Annotated in this window: 22 protein-coding genes; 2 read left to right on the forward strand and 20 right to left on the reverse strand. The window is 53.3% G+C overall.

Going from position 1 to position 25,883, the window contains the following annotated elements; all coding sequences use genetic code 11:
- Positions 1-47 precede the first annotated feature (47 nt).
- Together codA and LKE23_RS07050 are read right to left on the reverse strand one after the other, a co-directional pair.
- Positions 48-1,289: a cytosine deaminase gene (gene codA, locus LKE23_RS07045; RefSeq protein ID WP_291976646.1), complete on the reverse strand. Its 1,242-nt coding sequence runs from the start codon at positions 1,287-1,289 to the stop codon at positions 48-50.
- A 193-nt stretch (positions 1,290-1,482) separates the two neighbouring features.
- Positions 1,483-2,664 carry a NupC/NupG family nucleoside CNT transporter gene (locus LKE23_RS07050; protein ID WP_291976647.1) on the reverse strand — a complete coding sequence of 394 codons (1,182 nt, stop codon included), beginning with the start codon at positions 2,662-2,664 and terminating at the stop codon, positions 1,483-1,485.
- Positions 2,665-2,975: 311 nt separating this feature from the next.
- Between LKE23_RS07050 and LKE23_RS07055 the strand changes: the two genes are divergently transcribed.
- Positions 2,976-3,311 carry a type II toxin-antitoxin system RelB/DinJ family antitoxin gene (locus LKE23_RS07055; RefSeq protein WP_291976648.1) on the forward strand — a complete coding sequence of 112 codons (336 nt, stop codon included), beginning with the start codon at positions 2,976-2,978 and terminating at the stop codon, positions 3,309-3,311.
- 62 nt (positions 3,312-3,373) lie between these two features.
- Here the strand turns inward: LKE23_RS07055 and LKE23_RS07060 are convergent, their stop codons facing one another.
- From LKE23_RS07060 to LKE23_RS07075, 4 genes are all read right to left on the reverse strand, one after another.
- Positions 3,374-4,441, reverse strand: coding sequence for a PfkB family carbohydrate kinase (locus LKE23_RS07060; protein ID WP_291976649.1), 1,068 nt, complete (start codon positions 4,439-4,441; stop codon positions 3,374-3,376).
- A gap of 11 nt (positions 4,442-4,452) precedes the next feature.
- A complete protein-coding gene (locus LKE23_RS07065; protein WP_291976650.1) occupies positions 4,453-5,466 on the reverse strand; it encodes a DUF1002 domain-containing protein in 1,014 nt (337 codons plus the stop codon).
- 123 nt (positions 5,467-5,589) lie between these two features.
- Positions 5,590-6,453, reverse strand: coding sequence for an aldo/keto reductase (locus LKE23_RS07070; protein WP_291976651.1), 864 nt, complete (start codon positions 6,451-6,453; stop codon positions 5,590-5,592).
- A 102-nt stretch (positions 6,454-6,555) separates the two neighbouring features.
- Positions 6,556-7,062: a GNAT family N-acetyltransferase gene (locus LKE23_RS07075; RefSeq protein ID WP_366512162.1), complete on the reverse strand. Its 507-nt coding sequence runs from the start codon at positions 7,060-7,062 to the stop codon at positions 6,556-6,558.
- 113 nt (positions 7,063-7,175) lie between these two features.
- Here LKE23_RS07075 and LKE23_RS07080 point away from each other — a divergent pair, with 113 nt between their 5' ends.
- On the forward strand, positions 7,176-8,435 hold the full coding sequence (locus LKE23_RS07080) for a helix-turn-helix domain-containing protein (RefSeq protein ID WP_291976652.1): 1,260 nt from the start codon (positions 7,176-7,178) through the stop codon (positions 8,433-8,435).
- A gap of 190 nt (positions 8,436-8,625) precedes the next feature.
- Here LKE23_RS07080 and lepB read toward each other — a convergent pair whose 3' ends face one another.
- The 14 genes from lepB to yidC form a co-directional block, all read right to left on the reverse strand.
- Positions 8,626-9,231 (reverse strand): signal peptidase I, encoded by a 606-nt coding sequence (gene lepB, locus LKE23_RS07085; RefSeq protein WP_291976653.1) that lies wholly within the window; start codon positions 9,229-9,231, stop codon positions 8,626-8,628.
- A gap of 20 nt (positions 9,232-9,251) precedes the next feature.
- Complete coding sequence (locus LKE23_RS07090) at positions 9,252-10,802, reverse strand: UDP-N-acetylmuramoyl-L-alanyl-D-glutamate--2,6-diaminopimelate ligase (protein WP_291976654.1); 1,551 nt, start codon at positions 10,800-10,802, stop codon at positions 9,252-9,254.
- A 136-nt stretch (positions 10,803-10,938) separates the two neighbouring features.
- Positions 10,939-12,090 carry a dihydropteroate synthase gene (folP, locus tag LKE23_RS07095; RefSeq protein ID WP_291976655.1) on the reverse strand — a complete coding sequence of 384 codons (1,152 nt, stop codon included), beginning with the start codon at positions 12,088-12,090 and terminating at the stop codon, positions 10,939-10,941.
- Positions 12,080-12,679, reverse strand: a complete 600-nt coding sequence (locus tag LKE23_RS07100; RefSeq protein WP_291976656.1) for a non-canonical purine NTP pyrophosphatase — start codon at positions 12,677-12,679, stop codon at positions 12,080-12,082. The genes folP and LKE23_RS07100 overlap by 11 nt, the downstream gene beginning before the upstream one ends.
- A complete protein-coding gene (locus tag LKE23_RS07105) occupies positions 12,676-13,929 on the reverse strand; it encodes a bifunctional folylpolyglutamate synthase/dihydrofolate synthase (RefSeq protein WP_291976657.1) in 1,254 nt (417 codons plus the stop codon). The genes LKE23_RS07100 and LKE23_RS07105 overlap by 4 nt, the downstream gene beginning before the upstream one ends.
- Positions 13,923-14,495, reverse strand: a complete 573-nt coding sequence (gene folE, locus LKE23_RS07110; RefSeq protein WP_291976658.1) for a GTP cyclohydrolase I FolE — start codon at positions 14,493-14,495, stop codon at positions 13,923-13,925. Before folE ends, LKE23_RS07105 begins: the two co-directional genes overlap by 7 nt.
- Positions 14,483-14,998 carry a 2-amino-4-hydroxy-6-hydroxymethyldihydropteridine diphosphokinase gene (folK, locus tag LKE23_RS07115; protein ID WP_291976659.1) on the reverse strand — a complete coding sequence of 172 codons (516 nt, stop codon included), beginning with the start codon at positions 14,996-14,998 and terminating at the stop codon, positions 14,483-14,485. The genes folE and folK overlap by 13 nt, the downstream gene beginning before the upstream one ends.
- Positions 14,982-15,380 (reverse strand): dihydroneopterin aldolase, encoded by a 399-nt coding sequence (gene folB, locus LKE23_RS07120; RefSeq protein ID WP_291976661.1) that lies wholly within the window; start codon positions 15,378-15,380, stop codon positions 14,982-14,984. Before folB ends, folK begins: the two co-directional genes overlap by 17 nt.
- A gap of 679 nt (positions 15,381-16,059) precedes the next feature.
- A complete protein-coding gene (locus tag LKE23_RS07125) occupies positions 16,060-18,192 on the reverse strand; it encodes an SEC10/PgrA surface exclusion domain-containing protein (RefSeq protein ID WP_291976662.1) in 2,133 nt (710 codons plus the stop codon).
- A gap of 223 nt (positions 18,193-18,415) precedes the next feature.
- Positions 18,416-20,335, reverse strand: a complete 1,920-nt coding sequence (asnB, locus tag LKE23_RS07130; protein ID WP_291976663.1) for an asparagine synthase (glutamine-hydrolyzing) — start codon at positions 20,333-20,335, stop codon at positions 18,416-18,418.
- Between the two features lie 150 nt (positions 20,336-20,485).
- Positions 20,486-22,432 carry a tRNA uridine-5-carboxymethylaminomethyl(34) synthesis enzyme MnmG gene (mnmG, locus tag LKE23_RS07135; RefSeq protein WP_291976664.1) on the reverse strand — a complete coding sequence of 649 codons (1,947 nt, stop codon included), beginning with the start codon at positions 22,430-22,432 and terminating at the stop codon, positions 20,486-20,488.
- Positions 22,433-22,439: 7 nt separating this feature from the next.
- On the reverse strand, positions 22,440-23,828 hold the full coding sequence (mnmE, locus tag LKE23_RS07140) for a tRNA uridine-5-carboxymethylaminomethyl(34) synthesis GTPase MnmE (protein WP_291976665.1): 1,389 nt from the start codon (positions 23,826-23,828) through the stop codon (positions 22,440-22,442).
- Positions 23,829-23,987: 159 nt separating this feature from the next.
- Positions 23,988-24,815 (reverse strand): RNA-binding cell elongation regulator Jag/EloR, encoded by an 828-nt coding sequence (gene jag, locus LKE23_RS07145; RefSeq protein WP_291976666.1) that lies wholly within the window; start codon positions 24,813-24,815, stop codon positions 23,988-23,990.
- A 233-nt stretch (positions 24,816-25,048) separates the two neighbouring features.
- Positions 25,049-25,882 (reverse strand): membrane protein insertase YidC, encoded by an 834-nt coding sequence (gene yidC / locus LKE23_RS07150; protein ID WP_291976667.1) that lies wholly within the window; start codon positions 25,880-25,882, stop codon positions 25,049-25,051.
- Position 25,883 lies beyond the last annotated feature (1 nt).

Raw genomic sequence — 25,883 nt, forward strand, 5'->3', positions numbered from 1 at the left:
TAATTTAGTCTATCCAGGGACTTTTGTCAACAATAATTCTTTTTTAGTTAAAAGCCCAGGTACAGCTGTGTCTTCGCCGGGCGTGTCTCGGCGATCACCTTTCCGTGCCGGATGTTGTACAGGACTTCGCGGTGCTCGTTGAGGGCGTGGTAGAAGTCCGGGGCATTCAATAAGATGCAGTTGGCCGGCTTACCAACCGCAATCCCATACTGATCTTGGATGTGCAAGGTCCGGGCACCATTGTAGGTAACGAATTTGAAAGAATCCTGAAGCTGGTGATAACCCATCAGATGGTCAACGTAGACGCCCATCATGATCACGTCAAGCATGTTGCCATCACCCAGCGGATTCATGAAATCCTGAATATCGTCCTCGCCAAAGGAAACGTTGATCCCGGCTGCCGTCAGGTCCTTAATTCGGGTAAGGCCCCGCCGCTTCGGGTAGGTGTCGAAGCGACCGCCGAGGTGGACATTGACCAGTGGGTTGGCCACGATGTTCATCCCGCTGCGCTTCAGCAGGCCAAAGAGCTTCGACGCGTAGGCATCGTTGTAGGAGCCCATCGCCGTCGCGTGGCTAGCGGTGACCCGGTCGCCGATTCCCCGCTTGTAGGCATCGGCCGCAAGCACTTCCAGGTTCCGAGAGGCCGGATCGTCAATCTCATCACAGTGCATGTCGACCAGCCGATCGTATCGTTCCGCGAGCCTGGTCAGGTAGTGAACCGACTCCCAGCCATCTTCGGTGGTGAATTCCATATGGGGAATCCCCCCGATGACGTCGACGCCCTCCTTGATGGCTTGCTCCATGAGCCCCTTTTCCTGCAGGTTGGTTAGAACGCCATCTTGCGGAAAGGCCACTAATTGAATGTCGACCTGGTCTTTGACCTCCTCCTTTAGCTCGAGCAAAGCCTGAAGAGCGGTGAGGCGTGGATCGCTGATGTCAACGTGGCTGCGAATGTGTTGAATGCCGTGCTTGACCAGTAAGCGAATCGTGGCCAACGCCCGTTGCTTGACATCCTGCTTGGTCAGTTCCTGACGGCGCTCGCCCCAGATTCGGATTCCTTCAAACAGAGTCCCAGACTCGTTCCAGCGCGGTTGGCCCGCCGTCAACTGGGTGTCCAAATGAATGTGTGATTCAACGAAGGGCGGCAGGAGAACCTTGCCCTGACCGTCAATTACTTGCTCACCGGCATCCGGCACCAGATTAGGAGCAATTTTACTAAAGTGCCCGTCTTTAATCTGGACATCAGTGAGGGCTGCTTGGTTATCGACGTGAACATTTTTAATTAGCATTTTTTCCTCCAATGAATAGTGAAAGGGAGTGGGACAGAACTCGCTTGCGAGTTCGTCTTCCCACCCCCGCGAGGCTGGCTAGGCGTTCCGGACGTTGATTTATCAACGTTCGGAATCCAGCCAGCTACCGCGCTGTAGCATTTATAGCTATATAACGGCAAAGAGGCTGGGATAATTCCCACTCTCATTAATTCTAGTAGTAAACCCCAACGATCGTTCCAGTCAGGATGGAAGCCAGCGTGGCTCCCAGCAGCAGCTTCATTGCAAACTTGGCAACCTTGCTGGCCTGGTGCTTGTCGATCGTCCGCATCGAACCGATGATGTTCCCCAGGGTACCAAAGTTGGCGAAGGAAACTAGGTAGGCGGAAATGATGGCGTGACTCTTGGCCGTCAGTTCGGTCGAGAAGCTGTGCAGGTCACCCATGGCTACGAATTCGTTGGCAATCAGCTTTTCGGCCATCAGGCTCCCCACCTTGACAACGTCCTGGCTGGAAACCCCCATTACCCAGGCGATTGGCGCGAAGACGTACCCGATAATGGTCGTGAAGGAAATGTGCAGCAGCGCAGTGAAGGTGCTGTTTAAGAAGGTCACCAGAGCTACGAAACCAATCAGCATAGCGGCCACGGTGATCGCCATGTTGAATCCGTTCATGATGTAGTTCCCCAACATCTCGAAGAACGGCTTCTTTTCCATCTGGATATTAACGATGTCGTTGTTCGGGTCGACGTCGTACGGATTGATCACACAGGAAACAATTAGGGCGGATAAGATGTTTAAGAAGACCGCCACCACAACGAACCGTCCGGGAATCAGCTTCATGTAAGAGGCCAAAATCGAAGCGGAAACAGAACTCATCCCCGACGCACAAATCGTGTAGAGGCGTTTTTCATTCAGCCGCGGAATTTCGTCCAACACCGTCAGGTAAACTTCCGGCTGCCCCAAGACGGCCGTGGAGACAGCCAGGTAGCTTTCCAATTCACCCATGTGGCCAATCTTATTCAATCCTCGGCCGGTCCACTTGATGATAAACGGCAGGACCTTAATGTAGTTCAGAATCCCGACTAAGGCGGAGATGAAGACAATCGGCATCAGCACGTTTAAGAAAAAGACGCTGGCACCATTTTTGATCACCAAGCCGCCGAAGACGAAGTTAATCCCACCGGCCGCCTGTTCCATCAGCCAGCCGAAGAAACCGGAAATCCCACTTAAGATCTTGATCCCAATCTTCGTGTTCAGGCAAAAATACGAAATAACAATTTGCAAGGTAAAGAGGACCGCCATCCGTTTGAATTTAACGTTCTTGCGGTCGTTACTGAATAGCCACGCAACGAAGAAGACAAATAAGAGCCCCGTTGCCAAAAACACAAACCTCAAGGTAATACCCTCCTATTTTCGCTTTAAAGCGATTTGAATTAAATTAATCCCACCGCCACCCATTCCTCATACAATTAAGGATGTAAACAATTAAACATAAGTTTTGTCGCTTAAACTTATGTTGGTTTAAAAATACCGCCTCCGTTTTAGTTTGTCAACAGGAAAATGGAAGCGCTGTTAAATGGAGGTATGGCAAACCCCGTCGCGATGCCCATTCACAGCTGTTTTATAGCATTATATATATTTTTCTATACAAAGACTTGATTTAAATACATAATCTGCTATGATTAGAGATGAAAGGAGTGACTATCATGGCACAAATTAACATCAAAGTTGATGATCAATTAAAGGATGACGTAAGTAAGATTTTCGCAGAAATGGGGCTTGATCTGACGAGCGGGATCAAGATCTACCTCAAGCGCGTTCAACAGGACAAGAAGATCCCGTTTGAACTCACGAGCACGCCGACCAGCGCTGCGGACAACTCCACTACCGCTGCCGGCCTCAATAAGCTCCTGTCCGCTTTGGCAGGGGCCAAGGGCGCCGACGACAGCAGCATTGGTGGCAGCGTCCTGAAGGCCACTAGTCACGAACAAGATGACCAGCCAGGCGGAATTGGTCAGGGAATCTTGAATAATCATCGCTAAAATACTTAAGGGCCGCTGAACGAAGCTGATAATAACTTCGTTCAGCGGCCCTTTTTGGTCGTCTATTTAAGAATATCTTTAATTCGAGAACTGACGTTGTGCGGCGTCTGCCCGGTGATCTTTGCCGCTCGTTTGGCCAGCGTTAGCTTTTCCCGATTGGCCAGCTGGTGCAGCTCACCGTAGCCGATCGCACCCACGATCGCCGTTCCAACACCGTTCAAGTTTGGTGCCGGCACCTTTGCATACTGGCTCTTAATCACCCTTTGGCCGTCATCAATCACGATCCCCAGGCCATCAACGTAGAGGTAGATGGTGGCCGTAAATTGCTGATAAAGCTGGCGCGCACACTTGACGGCATCCGCCATCCCTGTGATGGCCTGCCCCGTCAGCACGGTCCCTTCAATGCCATTAATCACTAGTCCGGTTAAATGGCGATTTTCCTGTACCAGATTGGGTGCTTTATTGACCGAAACCGCCTTGGCCAGCATGGGAGCCTGCACGTTGTCGTATAGCCAATGAATGGTTTCCTTGGGCAGGTTCGTGTCGAAAATGACGAGCTTGCTGGCGTTGATGGTGGCCAGGTTGGCCTGAAGATAATCGGGGGTCAAATACCGGTTAATGGTCATGTCGTCGACCCCCACCACTCGGCGGCCGTCCTGACGGTTAACGTAGAGGTAAATGGAGGTATGATCCTCGACCAGCTGACGGGCATAGCTGATGTTAATCCCCCGGCGAAGTGCGTCCGCCTTGAACTGTTCGCCACTGGGGTCATTGCCAAAAACCGTAATCAGGTTAGTTGCCACGCCCAGTGCGGCCAGGTTGGCAGCGATGTTACGCCCCATCCCCCCGAGTTGGGTGGTAATCTTACCGGGATTGGAAATGGTTGACTGCACCCGGTTCTGGTCGAGGGTACCATAAATATCCATGTTGACCGCCCCAATCACGGTCACGGATTCTGCCCGCGGCAACACGTAGCCCTTGCCGCTGATCAGGCCCTCCTTGATTAAACGGGAAATGTGGGAAGCCACACCGGGACGGGTGATTCCTAGCTTCTGGGCAAGCTCCTTTTGGGTAATCAGTGGATCCTGCCGGATGAGATCCAGAATTTGTTTTTCACGTTCTGTTGGCATCTTGCACTTCCTTAGTTAAACCAGCCGCGGATCCAGTTGACGAACTTGTCCCACCAGGACTGGGCCTGCTGGGTGGCCGCCTTGCCGTCGGGCGAATTCAGGAACTGCTTGGCCTTGTTCATGATGTTGCCAGACGAGTTCTTCACGTTCTTGATCGTGTCGCTGACGTGGGAGCTGTAATCCTTGCTCGAGCTGATCGGCGCGTTGGTGAACTGGACCAGGGCGTTGACGATTGAACTGGTGTAGTTCTTGGTCTCGTTGTAAATGTTGCGCTTCTCCAGGTTCTGGTTAAGGGTCACTTGGATGGTGTTTTTGCTTGGTGTCTCCCCCTGCTTCTTTTGCTGGTTGATCGACTTGGTGGTGTCGCCGACCGCCGCCATCAGCTTGCCGGGGTAGGAGCTGTCGTCCTTGTTGGCCTGGATGGCGTCGTTGGTTGCGTCCAGCATCTGGTTAGCCGATTGGGTGTTCTGGCTGTCGAGGCTGACCCCGTCGGCCGCGATCGCCTTGTAAACCCCCGTCAGCGCCGATTCACCGGAGACCGGCCGGTTGGCGCTGACCGTAATCGTCACGTCGGTTACCCCAGCCATCTGGGCGACCATCGCGTACTGCTGGGCCGTGACCTTGGTGATGTTGTTGTCACCGTTGAACTTCTTGACGTTGACCTGGACACCGGAGCCCGGGTCGGTCGGCACGATGGAGACCGAGCTGACCATCGCCGCATCGGTGGTCGAGCCGTTCGGGTTGATGTACTTCTGGTAGTCGCTGGCCGTGGCCGTCAGGGTGGTGAAATCATCCCCGACCGCCAGGACATTGCTAAGCTCATTCTTGTTTGCCGCACCGGCCCCGTAAACCACGTAGGACTTTTTCAGCGTATGGGTCTGGGTGCTGCTGGTGGAGCTGGCGCTAGTCGAGCTGGTCGTGACCTGATCGGCGGCGTGAACAACCACCGGCGTCAGCGGGCTGCTCAAAAGCGCCAGGGCCATGACCGAACTGGTGACAATTACTGTCAATTTTTGACTTTTCATTTTTATTTTCTCCGTTCCTGTATTTCCTCTAATATAGAAAAACTGTCCTAAAATTGCCAGCCTTTTAAGCAATTTTAGGACAGTTTTATCTTTTACTATTATCTTGGAAGGATTCGGTTGTGTTTACATCTTACCGCCGTAAACTGGGAAGGCATCCGCGTCTCCGTAGTCCAGCGGCTTGACCTGCTTCAGCGTCTCCATGTCTTCATCTGAAATTGTGAAGTCGATCTGGGTGTTTTGCTTCATGTGTTCCGGATTGGCGGTCTTTGGCAAAACGATCAGGCCCAATTGCCAGTCGTAGCGGATGCACAGTTGCGGGACCGTGACCCCGTACTTGTCTGCCATCTGCTGAATGGCCGGGCTCTTGAGGGCGGCACCGTGGGCAACCGGTGAGTAGGCTTCGACCGCAATGTCGTTTTGCTTGGCAAAGTCAATCAGGTTAAATGGGGTGTGGCCGACGTGGGCCAAGACCTGGTCAACGGCCGGCTTGGTATCGCTATTGTCAAGCAGGTTCTGCAGGTCGCTTTGGTTGAAGTTGGAGACCCCGATCGTCTTCAGCTTGCCTTCGGGAACGGCATCCTCCATTGCCCGCCAGGCTTCGAGATTGCCTTCGTAGTAACGATTGTCGGACTGGTTAACTTCGGCCCATGGCTGCGGACTGTGAATGATCATCATGTCGAGGTAGTCCAGACCCATCTTCTGCAGGGTCTCGTCAATCGATTGCTTGGCGGAGTTGTAGTCCTTGTGTTCGGCTGCGACTTTAGAGGTAACGAAGAGTTGGTCACGGGCAATGCCGGCCGTCCGGACCCCTTCGCCGACACCGCGTTCGTTGCCGTAAGCCTGGGCGGTATCGATGTGCCGGTAGCCGATCTTAACGGCGTTGCGCACCGCTTCGGCGACTTGGTCATCATCAATGAACCAGGTCCCAAGGGCAAATTGCGGAATCTTGACACCGCTATTGAGGGTAATTGTCTGATCTAAAATCATCTTAGTACTTCCTTTCTTGGTTGATTGCTTACCTATATTATCCAATCAACCAAGTCTAATGTAAAATGCTTATTGCTGCTCATTATCTATACATAAAATGAATTAATCTTTTCGACGGCCGGCAATGGGCTTAACCATGTTGTACCAGGTTTCCCCGGCATGCCTCGAAGACGAGACGCCAACCGTATGAAAGCCGTTTGCCTCATAAAAGGGGATGTTCTTGGTGAGGGTGTCGAGCGAAATATCCTCACGCTGGTGCGCTTGCGAAAGCGTCGTCAAGGCGTCCAGGAGCCTGCTGCCGATTCCGTGTCCCCGGTATGCCGGATCGGTGGCGATTGATAGAATCAGCTGGTGGCCCCCGATCGGCAGGTTGTTCGGCGTCCGCTCGTACATTTCGTCGGTTACAAATTCATTTGCGACGGCCGGACCGACCACGAAGCCAACAAGCTGCTGGTCAATCTTGGCTACCAAAAAAGTGTCTGCGATCTTTTCGATTCGTTCCCGAAAGCTCGCCTCGCTTCCGGCCTCCTCAGCCGTGAAGCCCAGTCGTTCGATCCGGACGATGGCGGGCAGGTCTTCCATTGTGGCGTGTGTAATCTTCAGTTCCATGCTAATCGCTCCTTGCTTATAATTAATGTATAGCAATATCCTAGCAGGTCAGTGGCCATCATGATGATCATCTTTTCCGCACCGGCTGGGGAAATTTTGGAGGAATCAACCCAATGCGTCCCTTTTTTGACCGAGAAAATTTAAGTATCCGGGTCCTAAGTCTGCTCGAGCAGCAGCCTAACTGGACCTTTACCGACCTGGCAATTGCCTTGGGCGTTGACCGCGCCACCCTGACCAAAAACGTCAAGCAGCTAATTTCGATCATTGATTCTCAGCACCTGGCTAGCCTACAACTGATCCAAACCAATCAGGGACTGCACTACCACCGATCGGCCGGCTTTAACCTCGCCTCGCTGATGCCAATGCTGGTCGATCAACGGCCCGGTATTATCTTTGAAAGCCTGTTTAATGAGTTCCAGCATAGCATTCACGGACTCGCCAGCAAGCTGTTCGTCAGCGAATCCACTACGCGGCGCCTCATTCGCCACGTCAACCATGTTCTGGCGGCTTACCGGATCAAAATTAATACCCGACAAATGACTCTCGAGGGCGCCGAGGCCAATATCCGTTACGCCGCCTTTCAATACTACTGGAATACCTACGGCAGCGTCACCTGGCCCTTCTTCGTTAACGAACAGGAGTATTTGCACGTCAGCAAACAGGTCGGTCTTCCCATTAACGACCAGCTTCGCTACGCCTTTTGGGTGGCCATCTGCCGGGTGCGGCAGCTGAAGAGACACCGTTTGACCACAGCCGATCTCCACTTTTCGTCAACGACCCCCGAAGAGCACTTTTTACGGTTGGTATACCTGGTTGATTTTGAAAATCCCCAGCAGCTTGTCAGGACCTCCAATATGGTATTTCCAGACTGGCAGTCCCCCGTCCTCTGCCAGTTGCTCAACCAAAAGACCCTTCCAATAACTCTTCAGGCAGCGCACTACTACAGCGCAGTTTTTGGGACGGTCCCGCTGCTTTACGACCGAGCTGAGCAGCTCCAGCAGATCCGCCAAACGGCTGACCAGACGAGCTTTGCGGCGATCCAGGCTGCCTGCAATAAGGATCCCCTGCTGACCCTTAAGACATGCGAACTTCTGCAAATGCAGCACCCGTCACCACTGTGGCGTTCGCTTCGACTGGCACTGGTAACCGACTCGGACCCGATTGAGCGCTCCCGGACAATGAAGCTGATTGGCCGAGTCTTTGTCAACTATGATTTTACCTGGGTCCCTGACTACCACCAGGCGCAACTAATCATCACCAACCTGACCCTGCCGGATGCCAGTGCACCGATTGTCTACGTGAACGTGCCGGTCGCCCTGCACGACCTGGAACTGGTGCAGGACGGGCTCACTAAAATTAAAAAGACGGATTAGTCTGTTTAAACTAAAAAAGAGGCTGGGGATTAACCTAGCCTCTTTGCTGTTATATAGCTTATAAATGCTACAGCGCGGTAGCTGGCTGGATCCTGAACGTTGATAAATCAACGCCCAGGACGCCTAGCCAGCCTCGCGGGGGTGGGAAGACGAACTCGCAAACGAGTTCTGTCCCACCGCCTTTTTTAGTTTACTTATCGTAGAAATATTGCCATTCCTTGTTGACATTTTGGCGAGCCACCTTGGTTCCCGTCCATGACGGTACCTTGACGACCCCATCAATCTTGCTCTTCGGCACGAAGCCCCAGTAACGGCCGTCGTTTGAGACGCTCCGGTGATCCCCCAGGACGAAGTATTCACCGGCCGGCACCTTGGTTGCGCCATTGTGCTTGAGCCAGCTATTCTGAACAGAAATGCTCTTCAGCGTCCAGTTGCCAGTCCCGGCATTCCGCTGCTTCGTGGAGATGTAACTTTGGTCGATCTTCTTGCCGTTGACGTAGATGTTACCGTTCTTCGACTTGACCGTGTCACCCGGCAGACCGATCACCCGCTTGACGTAGTCGGTCTTGACGGCCACCTGGGGGTCAACCCCGTTGGCATCAAAAATGACGACGCTGCCGCGGTGAATCTTTGACCGCTTCAGGCAAAAGACCCGTTCGTTATTCTGTAGGTTGGGCTGCATTGATGGCCCGTCGACCCGCACGACTTGGAAGAAAAACTGCTTGATCAGCAGGGCAATCAGTAACCCGATGACGATCGGGACTACCCAGCTCATCACTTGTCGAAATGATTTCATGCGTTCTTTGCCTCACTCTGTTATTTTTCAATCTCAGCGACATAGTCCCGGGCAACCTTGCTGTCGGAAGCGTACGGCACGTCGACGCCCTTAATCTTCTGGTAAGGGTCCTCACCCTTACCAGCTATGACCACAATATCACCTTTAACGCTGTGGTCAATAGCATTCTTGATTGCCGTCTCCCGATCCATGATGAAGTCGACCGTGCCGACCTGGTCATGATCGATGTAGGAGTCGATCGTTTCGGCAATCTTGACCGGGTCCTCGAAGCCCGGATCGTCGGTCGTCAGAATTACCCGGTCCGGACTTTCCTCGGTCAGGGCCTTGCCCAGTCCCGGCCGGCGTGAAATGCCCTTGTCCCCGGCCGAACCCAGGACAACCGTGACCTTGCCGGCGTTGGTCTGGCGCTTTAAGAAGGCCAGGAGCCGCTTGGTGCTGGCATAGTTGTGGGCGTAGTCGACGTAGATCGTCCCGTGATCCTTGGTGGCAATCATCTCCATCCGGCCCTTGATGTGAACGTGGTCGAGCGTGTCAACGGCGTCCTGGGCACTGGCTCCAGCCAGGCCGCTGGCGATGATCGCCGCCACGGCGTTGCCTTCGTTGTAGTCCCCGGGTACGCTCGTCGTGTAGCGGTGATCGAGTTGCAGCTTTTTGGCGTTGTCAGAGAGGGCGTCCAGCTGGAACTCGCTCTCGTGGAGGTTCTCCAGGTCGTTGCGGTACTCGAAGTCGAGCTGACGATCATCGGGCAAACTGACCTTCGCGCCGTGGCGAGCGAAGAGGTAGATGTTATCCGGCTGCGTCGTCGCCTTGGCCGTGTAGTAAACATCGGTGAAGTTTTGCGTTTCGGCGTTGATCACGCAGACGTCGGAATTGACCAGCAGCTGCTCCTTGCAGTGCAGGTAGTCCGCAAAGGTCGGGTGTTCGTTGCGCCCGATGTGATCCGGCGTGATGTTGAGGAAGATCCCGACGTTATATTTTAAGCCGTAGACCCGGCGCTTCTTGTAGGCCTGGGAGGAGACCTCCATCACCAGGTGGGTCATGCCGTTGTTAACGGCTGCCCGCATGTCGTGAAAGAGATCCAGCGATTCCGGCGTCGTCAGATCGGACTTGAACTGGTCGCCAGGGTTGTGGCCGAGGATCCGGTCAAGGGTGGAGAAGAGGGCCACGTGCTGCTTCGTGGCCGCGTCCAAGACGTGGTCGGCGAAGTAGGCCGTCGTCGTCTTTCCCTTGGTCCCCGTGATGGCAATGATGAAGAGGTCGTTCTGCGGGAAACCGTAGAAGGCCGCCCCCAGCAAGGCCATCGCCTTTTGCTCGTCCTTGACGATGATCGCCGGCAGTCCCTGACCTTCCGGGTACTCCTGCTCGGCCACGTAGGCGATGGCACCCTTCTCCTTGGCCATCGTCAGGTACTTGGGCAGGAAGTTCCCCTTGCAGAAGAACAGGGTTCCCGGCTTGACTTGCCGCGAGTCGTAGGAAACGGCGGTGGCGGTGAATTCACTTAAATTGCTGACGTGGTCCAGAAGGTGGTGCTCACGTAATAACGCTAATGCTGGCGTAACATGCAATTCCATTTTGCTTGAATCTCCTCTGATACTTTCTCTTAAAAGTCTATTATTTCATCTTTTAAGGGAAAAGTGAATATTTAGGCGATAATCGGTTAAAAAGAAGGGGGGGTAAAAAGCGCTGGGCCTTTCACTCCCCTTCATCTCATTGACCCGCTGGCTTATACCAGTAGGCTTCCTCAATTCGTTTCAGCAGTTCGACAAGCTGCTTGGTTTCCTGGACGTCATGCGCCCGGATAACCCGGCCGCCGCCAAAATACATTGCTGATTCCGCGATCAGGGTCACGGGCAGGCGGTCCTGCTTGGCGAGGCCGAAGAGCTTCTTGCCAAAGCCCTTGCGCGAAATCGCTACTAATAATGGCAGGCGGAAGCGGTTCAGCTGGGTGATGTTATGCATCATCGCCAGGTCCTGGTCGCCGTCCGCCACCTTAGCATAGCCGATCCCCTGGTCGAGGCAGATTCGGTCCCGATCAATCCCGGCATCGACTAGCTGGGCAACGTTTTGCTCAAAGAAGCGAATCATCTCCGTCGTCAGGTTGTCATACTCACTCGTCCGGTTGGAGTGCATAGTGACCAGGCCGGCCTGGTTGTTCGCCAGCAGCCGCCGTTTCTCCGGCGTGTCAAAGCCCTGAACATCGTTGATGATGTCGACGCCCGCGTCCAGGGCAAACTCCATCACGGGCAGCTTATAGGTATCGACCGCCAGCGCCACCTGCGGGAAGTTTTTTTGAAGAAATTCGATTGCCGGCTTAATCCGGGCAATTTCCTCCGCAGGGCTGATCTCGTGAAAGCCGCCGGGACGGGTTGTTTGGCCACCGACTTCGACCACGTCGGCCCCCGCCTCAACCATTTGCCGGGCCTGGTCTTCCATCGCCTGGGTGGTGTTGTATTGACCGCCGTCATAGAAGGAATCCGGGGTGACGTTTAAGATCCCGTAAACAATCCCCCGCTCGGTCAGGTCAAACGTATGCCGTCCCGCCCGCCAGACAATCCGGTGGGCAGCGCGAACCCGTTCAAGCGAGTCCGTGAGCTCCGCGTCCGTTGGCCAGGTCTGCTGAATTGCCCTTGCCAGTGGGGCGAGGGCTGCAATCGGCAGGAGAAATTGCAGGCGTGACTGTGTCGAGTCTTCCACCAACGGGCAGTCAAAGTGCTGCAAAAAGTCCCGGACCGTCTTTAATTGTTCCGGACGTGCCTGCCAGTTGAGGGCCAGCTGCTGGTGATCCCGGACCGCGGCGGTTAATGCAGCAGCGGCTAGGCTGGTTTGCTTCTTTTCAATCGGTTCCTCGCTAATTCTCATCGCGGCACTCTCCTAACTTTTTAATCATCGCTTTTACTGCTTGGCCCCGCACCAGGTAGGCCCGGCGCTTTTCAAATGGCATCTCCGCCAGGGTTTGCGACGACCCCTGGGGAATCAGGATCCGGTCAAAGCCCCGGCTATAACGTCCCCGCTGACTGGTCGCCACTCGGCCGTGCAGTTCCGCCCGAACGCGGGCAATAATCCTGTTGTCGTGGGCGCAGACCAGCCAGGAGACCATCGTGAACTCCCGTCGTTGTCCCCGAAGCCGAGTTAGAATTCGCTCGTCGTAGGCTTCTGGCGTTGGACAGTCCGCTAGGTTGCGGCCCGTGGTCACGCCCAGCCAGTCCGGAGCGGCCGCCAGCTGCAACCCCGAATCGTCGGCCAATACGTATTCGTTAGGGAGGGCCCGACTGACGGTCAAAGCCTTGTTCGTCGCGTTTTTCCGGTAGCTAACCGTGCTCTCCGGCGGGAACTGCTGGCGGGGTGCCAGGTCGGTGTAGGCTCGCCCAGAATTGCCGGTCCAATCCAGCAGGCGTTGCAGCTCCGCAATCTTGCCCTGGTTATGGGTGGCAATTACAAACTGCGTCATGATTCCAGCTCCTTAATCAGGTAGAAGGACCCCGTCACCAGGATGACATCGTCGGGCCCGGCCAGCTCTTGTGCCAGCCGCAGTCCCTGATGGGCATCGGTTGCCGCCCGGGCCTCCGGGATGAATTCCTGAAGAGTGGCGGTCGGTAGGGCCCGCTGGTGGTTGTCCGGGCTGGTGACGATAATTTGGGCGGCCACCTGCCGGTAAAGCCGGGCCATCTGGTGCCAGTCCTTGTCCGCCAGGAAGCCGACTACCATGACCAGCCGGCGACCCGCAAGCCCTTTGCGGATCGTCTCAACTAGGCGCTTGGCGGCGTCCGGATTGTGGGCCCCGTCCAGAATCGTCAGGGGACGGTGGGCGATCACCTGCATCCGGCCGGGGATGGCAATTGTTGCCATCGTCGCCATGAAAGGGCGAAAATCGGCCAGAACGCCTTGGCGCACCAGCCAGGCAATAAGGAGCACGGCGGTGCGGAGGTTGTCATGCTGGAAGGTGCCCAGTAGGTTGAAGCGTCCAAATAGCCGGGTCGCACCGACTTGTAGTCGGACCGTATCGCTCTGTGCTTCGAGCGTAATCCCGTCCGCCAGCAATAGGGGCACCGCTGCTTGTCGGCAGCGCTGCTGGATAATCCGCTTGGCCTCCTCGTCCTGGTTGGGTGCCAGAACCGTCACCTGGGTCCCGGCTTTAATGATCCCAGCCTTGGCACTGGCGATGTCTCTAATCGTGGGTCCCAGGATCCGAGTGTGGTCGAGGGCCACGTGGGTGATCACCGCCGCCACGGGCGCATCAATCGCGTTGGTGGCGTCGTCCTGACCGCCCAGGCCGCATTCGATGACCGCCCAGTCAACTTGCTGGTCGGCAAAGTACTGGAGCATGATCAGGGTCCACCATTCAAAGACGGAGATCTGCTGGGGCTGGATGTCCGCTGGCAGCTGCCGCCGAATTTGCTCGTAGGTCCGCACAAAGTCCTCCTTGGCGATCATTTCATCATTGACCCGGACCTGTTCCCGCTGGTCAACCATCGCCGGGCTGGAGAAGTAGCCCACCCGCAAGCCGGCGCGCTGGAGGGTCTGCTCGATCATTGAGCCGGTCGAACCCTTGCCGTTGGTGCCGGCGATGTGAATGATCTTAAAGCGGTGGTCGGGCCGGTCCAACGCATCGAGGACCCGCCGCAGAAGCGCGACCCGGTCGTCCTGGCCGCCCAGCATCGCCTGATTCATTTGTCCCCTTAGTTCTTCGTAGGTTAGCACTGGTGATCCCTCGTTTGCTGCAAGAATTCCTGCCGGAGGGCTAAGTCGGTCTTGAAGGTCCCGGTAAACTTATCGGTGTAGGTAAACTGCCCCGTCTTCCGGATCCCCCGCATCTCCATGCACATGTGCCGGGCCGCCACGGAGACGGCAATCCCATCCGGCTCTAAGATCCGCTGCAATTCGTGGACCAGGTCGGTCGTCACCCGTTCCTGCATCCCCGGCTTCTTGGTCACAAAGTCAACCAGCCGAGGAATCTTGCTGAGGCCGATCACCCGACCATCCTTCGGCACGTAGGCCACGTTGGCGTACCCAAAGAAGGGCAGCAGGTGGTGCTCACACATCGAATAGAAGGGGATGTGCTGAATCAGCACCATCTCCGGCAGGTCATCGACGTGGAAAACCTTGTAGTTGGTGAAGTCCTCGGGCCGGTGATCGAGCGAGGAGAAAATCTCCGCGTACATCTTGGCGACCCGCTGGGGAGTCTCCACCAATCCCTCTCGCGTCGTGTCTTCACCCAGGGCAACGAGCAAATCACGCACTGCCTGCTCAACTTTTACTTGGTCCACATTAACACCTCATTTGAAAACTTCTTCTTAATCCAATTCCGATCCGGCGTCACCTGAAGCAGGTGGGCAACCTCATCGTAATGCTCATCGTCACTTGCCAGGGCCTCCAGAGTTGGCGCCAGGACAAAACGGCGGTTGGCCATCTCCGGGTGGGGAACCGTCAGCGTCGCGGTCTGGATGTGCTGCCGGTCGTAGTAAATGATGTCCAGGTCGATCGTCCGGGGTCCCCAGTGAACGATGCGTTTCCGGTGGAGGGCCTGTTCGATCTCGTGCAGGTAGTCCAGCAGCTCCTGGGCACTCAACGTGGTTTGAATTACCGCCGTGATATTGTAAAAGGATTGCTGCTCGACTCCCCCGACCGGTTCCGTCTCGTAGACCGAGGAGAGACTGGTCAGCTCGATCTGGTCATTTTCATTGAGCATCTGGACCGCTCTTTGCAGGTTGGTCAGGCGATCACCGATGTTGGTCCCGATGCTCAGGACGCTCTCAATTGGTGTGGTCATTTGTGAATTGAACCTCGATTTCTGCGTTGTCCAACACCCCGTCAATCGGCAGGTTATACTTGCGAATTCTCAGCCGAACCGCCTGCAAACGGGGAAACTTTTCCAGCAACAGCTGACCCAGGTGGTTGGCCAGACTTTCGATCAGCTGGTAATGATGGTCCTGGACGAACTGGCGAATGGCCTCGTACACATCGGCGTAGCTAACCGTCTCGTCCAGTTGATCGTGGACGACCGCCCGTTCAATCGGGTAGGTCATCTCGCAGTCAATCTCCAGTTTTTGGCCCAGCTGGCGTTCGGCGCTAAAGACCCCGTTGTAGGTATGGAAGACCATGTTGTTCAATCGTATTTTGCCGATCGTAATCACCCCATCTATTAAAATCATCGATACTGCAACTTAATCATACTGTACGACGGGGGTTTCGCCAAGGGATTTTGCCCAATAAATCAGGCGTTCATTCGCTTATTAAGCATGAAACAGACTTCACAAGATATTATTGTTCGTGTTCATTGAGAGCAAAAGAAAAGCTAGCTCCGATTTGAAGCTAGCTTGAACAATGTTTTAATTTTGGTGTTCTCATTACTAATTATGTTCGATCGAGGTATTAACTTCCTAACTCAATGCTAGTGACCATCAAATTCAAAGCCCATTGGTATCACATACCTTTCGTGTTCCACCAACAACAACTTTAAATTACTGCCCGAATCATCTTCGTCATGGTACTCATCTCACAAGTCAGAAATCGCAAGTGACAAGACAACTAAACAAAACTGCCCATTGGTATCACTCCGTTCTATCTAAATCAACAACGGAAACTTTACCTTACTGCTCGAATCATCTTTACCATTTGTAATCACCTCATTTGCGTTGGTCATTACCTTTTCTACACCTATAATATACCATATTATGGTAGCGCTTTCAACTTAATCAAACAGAAAACGCGCCATCCTTTGATGACACGTTTTTTCGGATATACACCAAGGTCTACGACATAAGTCACTCCAGTTAACACAGAGCTCCATAATACTTAATTAATTTAAGACAACTAATTTTTATCTATTTGTTAATCAACTTCTGTAGTATCAAACAATTCTGGACTAACAACTTCATTATATGGAGATTGATATGAGATATTTAAAAGATGAACCATAAAGTACCCATTATTAGCTAACTGACTGACATTAACTGCAAAATACTGCGATTGTCCAGTGGCTATATCACCAGTCATAAAATCTGTTCCTAAAATTCCTTGGGTATGAAGCATTTCAAAAACTTCTCCCTGAACTGAACCGAATAGCATTTCATTCAATGACTTATAGATCATGCAACGTAATTCGTCCATAGTTACGTAATCTGGGTTTGCAGAGAAAAATCCTGCATCTTCATAGTAATTTCCACCAGTCTGTAATCCATTTTTACCAGCGGCTCTAGAAATTCCCGATTCATCATGATCAGCTTTCGACCAGTTATCCTTTTGATAATTCGTAACCACATCTTGAGCGAACTTTAATGCCCCTTTAGTAACGATTACCCTAGGAATTCCTAACTGATCACGAATACTATTCAAAACCTTAGCTGCATATAAACTAAGCTCTTTAGTTTGCTCTGGAGTTACGTGATTGATATCAACTTTTATAGCAGCAGCAGCCTTGTTATTAAGATAAGTGTTCGATTGTGCCATTTTCCATAAAGCAGTTTTTTCTTCACTCGATAAGCCTTCCTTAAGGTTCATATAATCCTTAAATGCTTGTGAAAATAAGGCAGGGTCAGCAATTTTAATTGGGTTAAAATCATTCAAATCTGTTTGCCAGTTTGCTTCCGGATCTACTGGTTCAGTTGATGAACTGGAAGTCGAACCCTGATCAGAACTTGACGTTTGGTTCCCCGTAGAATCAGTTGAATTCCCTGGTTGACCAGTGGTTGTAGAGGAAGTTGAATCCTGGTTTAGCATCTGCCCGTTAGCACTAAATGTATACTCTTTACCATCAATAACATGAGTTCCCGTATACATCTCAGAATTATTTGGATCAAAATAATACCAAGAATTATCTAAATATTGCCAACCAGTCATTGCCCAGGCATTATTAGGATCAAAGTAGTACCAATTACCATTCAATAATTGCCAGCCAGTATTAGCCCAAGCATTTACTGAATCAAAATAATATAAGTGTTGACCTATTGTTTGCCATCCGGTTAATGCTTGACCATTCGTCAAATCAAAATAATACCAAGAATTATTTAATTTCTGCCACCCTGTATCCGCCCAGGTATTATTCAGATCAAAATAATACCAATGGCCGTTAAGTTGTCGCCATCCGGTTACTGCCCAAGCATTTATCGGATCAAAGTAATAGTTATGTTGATTAATCCTTTGTAGTCCAGTCAAAGCCCATGAATTATTAAGGTCAAAGTAGTACCAATGATTATTGATCTGTTGCCAACCTGTTCTTGCCCAAGTATTTACCGGATCAAAATAGTACCAACGATTATTTAATTTTTGCCAGTTTGTATCTGCCCAGGTGTTAATTGGATCAAAGTAGTACCAGCGATTGCCAAGGTACTGCCAACCAGTTACTGCCCAAGCGTTAGTCGGATCAAAATAGTACCAGTGATTATTGATCTGTTGCCAGTTTGTATCTGCCCAGGTGCCATTATTATCAAAGTAATACCAATTACCGGCATTTGACTTATACCAGCCAGTTTGTGCATATCCATAATTATTAAAGTAATACCAACTATCACCTATTTTTTGCCATTTATTATAAAGCCAATTACCATTCGAATCGGTATAGGACCAGCCCGAAGAAAAATAAGACCACTTATTTCCAGGTTGAGATGCAGCTAATCTATAACTTGCTGAAACTGTTGGAGTAAGGGTCGCACCTCCAGCTGATATGTAATCACTATTCTTTTGTTCATCTTCACTACTATTAGTAATAGTTTGTGAATCAGATTCAGAATTATCTTTATCCGTGCTGATGACAGATTGTGTCTCATTATTAGCAACTGGTTCTAGATCATGCGTTTCGCTCTGATTTTTTATAACTGTAGTTTGATTAGTTTCCTCATATGTCGGTGAAACTAACTCATCAGCATTAGCAGTCGATTCTCCTCCAAAAAATCCTATCATCCCTAAAGTGATTGTTGCTGTAAGCCATAACTTACCGGACCTATACATTTTCTTATGTTGTTTCACAATTATTCCCCCCAAGGAAAATTAAATAACCAATTAAATTTATCATATCACCAATTACTATCGAGGAAGATTCAATAAGGTAAATTATAGTGATCCAAGAGTTGAATAAGATCAAGTCATATGTTTTACCTTTGATTTTTATTGTATCCGAGACATAAAAAACACCCCTCACTTTTGATAGTGAGGAGTGTAAATATGCACTAATACCAACTTTTTCCATTTATTATTCAGCATTTACCGCTTGCTTGGCCTTGTCAATTCCGGATTCGTCCGGCTTGAACTTGTCGATGAAGTAAAGCTTGTACCAAACCAGGAAGGTGTAGACCGTCCAGATCTTCCGCCGACCGTCAATCTTGCCGTTGAAGTTGTCGTCAGCCAGCTTGAGCAGCTTGTCCTGGTCGAAGAATTCCTTCACGAAGTCCTGCTCGAACATTTCCTTGACGATTTCATAGTACTTCTTTTCCCGCAGCCATTCACGGACTGGGGTTGGGAAGCCGAGCTTTGGCCGAGTTGCCCATTCCTCAGGCAGGTGCCGGTTGGCCGCCATCCGGAAGGCCCACTTGGTGCCCTTGTAGTTGAAGAGGTAGTTGGTTGGCGTCGTTTCGGCCACCTTCATAACCTCCTTGTCCAGAAGGGGCACCCGGATTTCCACGGAGTTGGCCATGCTCATCTTGTCGGCCTTTAAGCAGATGTCACCAGGCATGAAGCGGTGCAGGTCAACGTATTGCTTCTTGGCTACTTCGTTCATGTCGGGCTTGGCGTCGCACTTGTCGTAGAGCGGCTTCAGCAGATCGGTGATCGATGGACCATCTTGATACTCTGGCTTCAGGTATTCGTTAGCCTCGGTTGGGCTGAAGATGTAGGCCTGGCCGATGAAGGTGTCACGAGCCGGCGCCAGGTTCCGGTAAAGGTGTTCGGAACCGTGGAACTGCTTGCCTTCAAGCCACTTCCCCAGCTTGTAGCGCTTGTCCTTCGGCAGCTTCTTCAGCTGGTCGGTTACCCAGCGCAGGAACTTGATCTTGGTGTTGAAGCCATAGGCCGTGTAACCGGCGAAGAGCTCATCGGCCCCTTCACCAGACAGAAGGGCCTTGTAGCCGTTGTCCTTAGCCAGCTTGTTCAGGAAGTAAAGTGGCACAACGGACGGGTTGGAGTCCGGTTCGTCCAGGTAGTACTGGATCAGCGGGAAGGTCTTGAAGGCTTCCTCATCGGTCAGCAGCTTGTCGGTGTTCTTTAACTTCAGCTTGGCTGCCAGTTCGCGGGCCTGCTTGGTCTCGTCGTAGCCACTGTCGAAACCAATCGAGAAGGTGTTGTTGGGCCGCATCAGGGCCGTGACCAGACTGGAATCCACCCCGGCGGACAGGAAGGAACCAACCTTGATCCCCTTGTCGGCAAAGGTGTGGGCCTTGACAGAATCCTTAACCACGTTGTCGATGTTGTCAACAGCCTGATCAAAGGTCTCGTCCTTCGGTTCAAAGTCCTCGTCCCAGTACTGCTCCATGTCGAACTTGCCGTCCTTGTAGGTGAAGTAGTGGGCCTCTGGCAGGCGGTAGACGCCCTTGAAGAAGGTTTCCTGGGTAACGTTGTACTGGAAGGTCATGTAGGACTTCAGGGCCCGCTTGTTCAGTTCCATCTTAAAGTTCGGGTGGTCCAGGAAGGCCTTGATTTCGGAACCGACGAAGAAGGTGCCATTCATCTGGGCATAGTAGAGCGGCTTAATCCCGAAGTGGTCCCGGGCACCGAACATCTCGTTGGTCTTCTTGTCCCAGATGACGAAGCCAAACATCCCCCGCAGCTTTTGCAGGATGTCCTTGCCCCATTCTTCGTAACCGTGCAGAATGACCTCGGTGTCGGCGTGGGTCTTGAAGGTGTGGCCCTTTTCGATCAGTTCGCCCCGCAGCTCCTCGAAGTTGTAGATTTCACCGTTGAACTCAATGATCTTGGAATTATCTTCATTGAAGATTGGCTGGTTCCCTGACTTGACGTCAACGAAACTGAGCCGCCGAAATCCCAGGGCTACGTGCTCATCCACGTACTGACCCTCGGCGTCGGGGCCCCGGTGAATGATCCGGTCCTTCATTTGCTTGATTAATTTGTCTTTGATTTGTGGTTTTTCATCATCAACAAATGCAACAATTCCACACATTGAAACGTTCCTCTTCTTTCTTCAATTTGTTATTTCGTTCGTAAACCTGAACCCTAAGTATATCATATCCGCTTGATTTTAACATAGTTAGTACTTCCATCAAAACAGGGCCCGTAGCTTGGCACCACGAACCCTATTTCCCGGGAAATATTAATTCTTTTCGTTCTTCTTAGAGAACTTTCCCTGGCGAATGTAAACGCTGAGGATTGCCAGGTCGGCCGGGTTAACCCCGGAGATCCGGGACGCCTGGGCCAGCGTCTCCGGCCGGATCTTCTCCAGCTTCTGCCGCCCTTCCGTTGCCAGGCCATCGATGTCATCATAGTCGATGTCATCCGGAATCCGCTTGGCCTCCATCCGCTTCATCCGCTCGACCTTGACCTCTTCCTTCTTGATGTAGCCGGCATACTTGAGCTGGATCTCAACCTGCTCGATCACGTGCCGGTCCAATTCGGGTTCCGGCGCTGGAATAAAGTTCAGCAGGGTCTGGTAGTCAAAGTAGGGCCGCTTCAGCAGGTCAGCGGCGGCTACCCCATCCTTCAGGCGATGATCGCCGTGTTGCTCGATGAAGTCGTTGACCGCTTCGTCACTCGGCTTGAGCTTGATTGACTGGAGCCGCTTGATTTCGGCGGCCACGGCGGCCTTCTTGGCTTCCATCTTGGCCAGCCGTTCATCACTGACCAGGCCAATTGCGTGGCCCTTTTCCATCAAGCGGAAGTCGGCGTTGTCATGCCGCAGGATCAGCCGGTATTCAGCCCGGCTGGTTAACAGGCGGTATGGTTCCTTGGTGCCCTTGGTAACCAGGTCGTCGATCATCACCCCAATGTAGGCGTCGGAACGCTTGAGGACGAACGGCTGCTTGCCCTGGGCCCGCAGCCCGGCGTTGATTCCAGCGATCAGGCCCTGGCCGGCCGCCTCCTCGTAACCGGAGGAACCGTTGGTCTGACCGGCCGTGTAGAGGTTCTTGACGATCTTGGTCTCCAGGGTCGGGTGCAGCTGGTATGGTGCCACGACGTCGTATTCGATCGCGTAGCCCGGCCGCATCAGTTCGGCGGATTCCAGCCCCTTGATGGAGTGGACAATCTTGTTTTGGACCTCTTCCGGCATCGAGGTTGAGACCCCGTCGAGATAGTACTCGTCGGTATCGCGGCCCTCGGGTTCCAGGAAGACCTGGTGGCGGGACTTGTCGGCGAAACGCACGATCTTGTCCTCAATCGATGGGCAGTAGCGGGGCCCGACCCCCTTGATGACACCGGAGAACATCGGGGCCCGGTTCAGGTTGGCCCGGATGATTCCGTGAGTCGTTGGGTTAGTGTAGGTCAACCAGCAGGCCAGCTGGTCCGTCACGGAGATGTAGGCACTGTCCGGCGTGTCGAAACTGAAGTGGTGCGGCTCCTCGTCGCCGGGCTGCTCGTCGGTCTCGTCAAAGTTGATCGTGTTCCCGTTAACCCGTGGCGGCGTCCCGGTCTTAAACCGCTCCAGGTCAAAGCCGAGCTCCTCCAGGTTTTCGGACAGCTTAACGGCCGATTTGGAGTTGTTCGGGCCGGACTGGTACTGGAGCTCACCGATGATGATCTTGCCCCGGGCGGCCGTGCCGACGGTCAGGACAACCGCCTTGGCGTGGTAACGGGCACCGGTGTTGGTGACGACCCCCTTGCAGACGCCATCTTCCACGATCAGGGAGTCAACCGTGGCCTGACGCAGGGTCAGGTTTGGTTCGCGCTCAATCGTCAGCTTCATCTGGCGATGATAGGCGTGCTTGTCGGCCTGGGCCCGCAATGCCCGGACCGCGGGCCCCTTCCCGGTGTTGAGCATCCGCATCTGGATGTAGGTCTTGTCGATGTTGTGCCCCATTTCACCACCAAGGGCGTCGATCTCCCGGACGACGATCCCCTTGGCCGGGCCCCCAACGGACGGGTTGCACGGCATAAAGGCCACCATTTCAAGGCTGATGGTTACCAACAGGGTCTTATTTCCCATACGGGCAGCGGCCAGGGCGGCCTCACTACCGGCGTGTCCGGCACCGACGACGATCACATCGTAGTCGCCGCCCTCGTACTGGACCGCATCTGAGGTTTTCAATGATTCTGCAGACTTCATAATTCTCCTACTTTCCTAAACAGAATTGACTAAATAATTGGTCGAGCAGCTCGTCCTGGTAGCTGTCACCGGTGATTTCACCGAGCAGGTCCCAGCAACGGGTCATGTCGATTTGAACCAGGTCAACTGGCATCCCGGCAGCAATCCCCTTCAAAACGTCGCTCAGGGCATCATTGGCCTGGTGCAGCAGGCCGATGTGCCGGGCGTTGGTGACCATGACGCTGTTCTGACTGTTTTCGATCCCCTGGTCAAAGAACATGTGGCTGATCTGTTCGCCTAACTGGTCCATCCCCGAGTGCTTGACGATCGAGGTTTCAATCAGCGCGTCGTCGCCGACCAGCTGCTTTAATTCGGTTAGGTCGAGCTTGCTTGGCAGGTCGGTCTTGTTCAAGATCACGATCCGCTGCTTATCCTTGGTAGCGGCCAGGAGCTTCCTGTCTTCTTCGGTCAGGGGCTCCGAGTTGTCGATCAGCAGCAGGACCAGGTCGGCGGCATCGAGGGCCTTGCGACTCCGTTCCACCCCAATCTTTTCCACCGTGTCTGCCGTGTCACGAATCCCGGCGGTGTCAATCAGCTTCAGCGGTACACCGTTGACGTTGACGTATTCCTCAATCACGTCCCGGGTCGTCCCGGCCACGTTGGTGACGATCGCCTTGTCCTCGTGCAGCAGGGAGTTCAGCAGACTGGACTTACCGACGTTGGGCCGGCCGATGATCGCCGTTGCTAAGCCTTCCCGCAGGACTTTTCCCTGCTTGGCCGTCTTCAGGAGCGCCTGGATCCGCCCTTGAATTTCGACCGCCTTTTCCTTGAGCATCTTGGTGGTCATCTCTTCGACGTCATCGTACTCGGGATAGTCGATGTTGACCTCGACCTGGGCCAGAACGTCCAAAATATCCTTGCGCAGGTGACGAATCAAGCGGGAAAGGTCCCCGTCCAGTTGGTTGAGGGCCACCTTCATCGACTTATCCGTCTTCGCCCGAATCAGGTCCATGACCGCCTCGGACTGGGAAAGATCGATCCGGCCATTCAGAAAGGCCCGCTTGGTGAATTCCCCCGGTTCGGCTATCCGGGCCCCGTAGCTTAAGACCAGCTGGAGGATCCGGTTGGTGGCCAGCAGTCCCCCGTGACAGTTGATTTCAATCACGTCTTCCTTGGTATAGGTGTGGGGGGCGCGCATTACCGACACCATCACTTCGTCGACTTCTTCCTTTGTCTCCGGGTCGATAATGTGGCCGTAGTTGATCGTGTGACTAGCAACTTTGTCCAGGTTCTTGCCCCGGTAGATCCTTTCGGCAACTTTGACCGCGTCGTCACCACTGATCCGCACAATGGAAATTCCCCCTTCACCGACGGGGGTTGAGATTGCGGCGATTGTATCCGCCTCGCTGTTTGCCACGATATTCGCTCCTTCCTAATAAAAAAAGCGCCCAGTCCACGTCTGAGGGCATCACTGCCGTCACCATGGTCAAAGCACTTTCACTACTTTAACAAATTTAATTTTATAACCGTCAACATTCTAAGATCATCCCCGCCGAATGTCAACCAAAAAACAGCGCTAGTTCCGCGGGGCAATCACGACGCTCCGGTAGGGCTCCCGGCCGTGGGAATAGGTCCGCACGTGGGCGTTGTCCTCCAGCTCCCGGTGCAATTGCTTCCGCTCCCGCGCCGGCATCGGGTCCAAGAAGACCGCCTGGCCGCTGGCAACCACCTCGGTCACGGAACGCTCGGCCAGTTCATGCAATGCTTCGCGCCGCCGCTGCCGGTAATCCGAGGTGTCCAAAACTACGGCCGTCTTGGGAGCCCCGTGGTAGTCCATGAAGGCCGCCGCCAGCTGCTCCATGGCGTTGATTCGCCGGCCGTGGTGGCCAATCACCCGGCCAGACGCCGGTGATTGGATATCAACCGTGATTTCATGGGCCGCCACCTGCTTGACCTGCGGCGTCGTCTCCACTCCCAGGGCCTGGAAAACGTCCTGCAGGTAACCGGTCAGCTGCTTGCCGGCCGATTGAACCTTTTTCAGGTTGGCCGCGTGCCGGGCCTTGATCACTGCCGGATCCTGCTCCTCGCCATCGTGCGGTGCGGGCCGATTTGCCTTTGGCCGAGCCTTGGCCGTAGGTTTAGCCGAAGCCTTTTTCGCCTGTTTTACTGCTGGCCGTTTTAGGTTTTGAGCCTGTGGAGTTGGCGCGGACTGCGCGGCTGACTCAGTTTTCGGGGCCGGCTGCTTGATTTCTGCACTGATTTGGGCATCCCGCCGACCGATACCCAAAAAGCCCCGCCGTGGTTCCTGAATCACCTTCACGACCAGCTGCTCCAGTGGCTTCCCCAGTTCACTGGCCGCTTTTCGTTCCGCTTCGTCAATCGTCTTTCCGCTATACAATGGCATTCTGCTCATGTCCTCCGTCCGTAAATTTCACTAGCTTATTCTAACACGAAAAGGTGAGTGGGAAACAACCATCAGAGTGGGGCGTATGGCTAGCCTAGGGCGGGAGTCGACGCTGAAGGCGTCGGCTTTCGTCCGTAGCTAAACACTAGCCCCACGGTTGTTTTCCACGTTATCTTTTCAATATTCAAAAAAAAGCCCGGCACTCGCGAGGAGGTCTGGCTCTACAAACTTTACTACTTACGCTTGCTCTGGTAGGCACGACGCTTGGCCTTTTCCAGCTTCCGCTTCCGGCGCTTTTCTGCCCGTTCCTTTTCTTCCCGTTCGCGACGAATCTTGAATGGGTTCTGCAGGAGCAGGGTTTGAACAACCTGGAAGGCGTTTGAGATCACCCAGTAGAGGGTAATGGCAGACGAGAAGCCCAGGGCCATCACGAAGACCATGATCGGCATGAACCAGGTCATCGCCGTCGTCATCCCGTTTCGTTCCGGCATCGAAGCCATCGACAGCCATGAAGAGATAAAGGTGAACAGGGCCGCCAGAATTGGCATCACGTAGTACGGGTCGGTGTGCCCCAATTGCATCCAGAGGAAGGTCCCCTGCTTCAGTTCAGGGGTCCGCCAGATTGCCTGGTAAAGGGCCCACATGATTGGCAGCTGGATGATCAGCGGCAGCATGGAGGCCATCGGGTTAACCCCGGCTTCCTTGTAAAGCTTCCGGGTCTCTTCCTGCATCTTCATCATGGAATCGCGGTCCCGTGATGAGTATTTCTGCTGCAGGGCCTTCAGCTTTGGCGTCAGCTCCTGGGTCTTCAGCATTGACCTAGTTTGGTAGAACATCAGTGGCAGCAGCAATACCCGAATGATGATGGTGAAGACGATGATCCCCATCCCGTAGCCACCAATGTGATTGGAAAGCCAGATAATGAATTGGGAGAAGTTATATACAATGTAGTGATCCCAAAAGCCGGTACTATTCTTCGTGACCGGGGCGTTCGAGCAGGCGGCCAGCAGGACCGTCAGGCTCAGGACCGCCGTCAAGCTCAGGATCTTTTTGCTCTTTTTTGTCAAA

Origin of the sequence: Limosilactobacillus sp. (assembly GCF_022482365.1) — a bacterium.
GTDB lineage: Bacteria > Bacillota > Bacilli > Lactobacillales > Lactobacillaceae > Limosilactobacillus.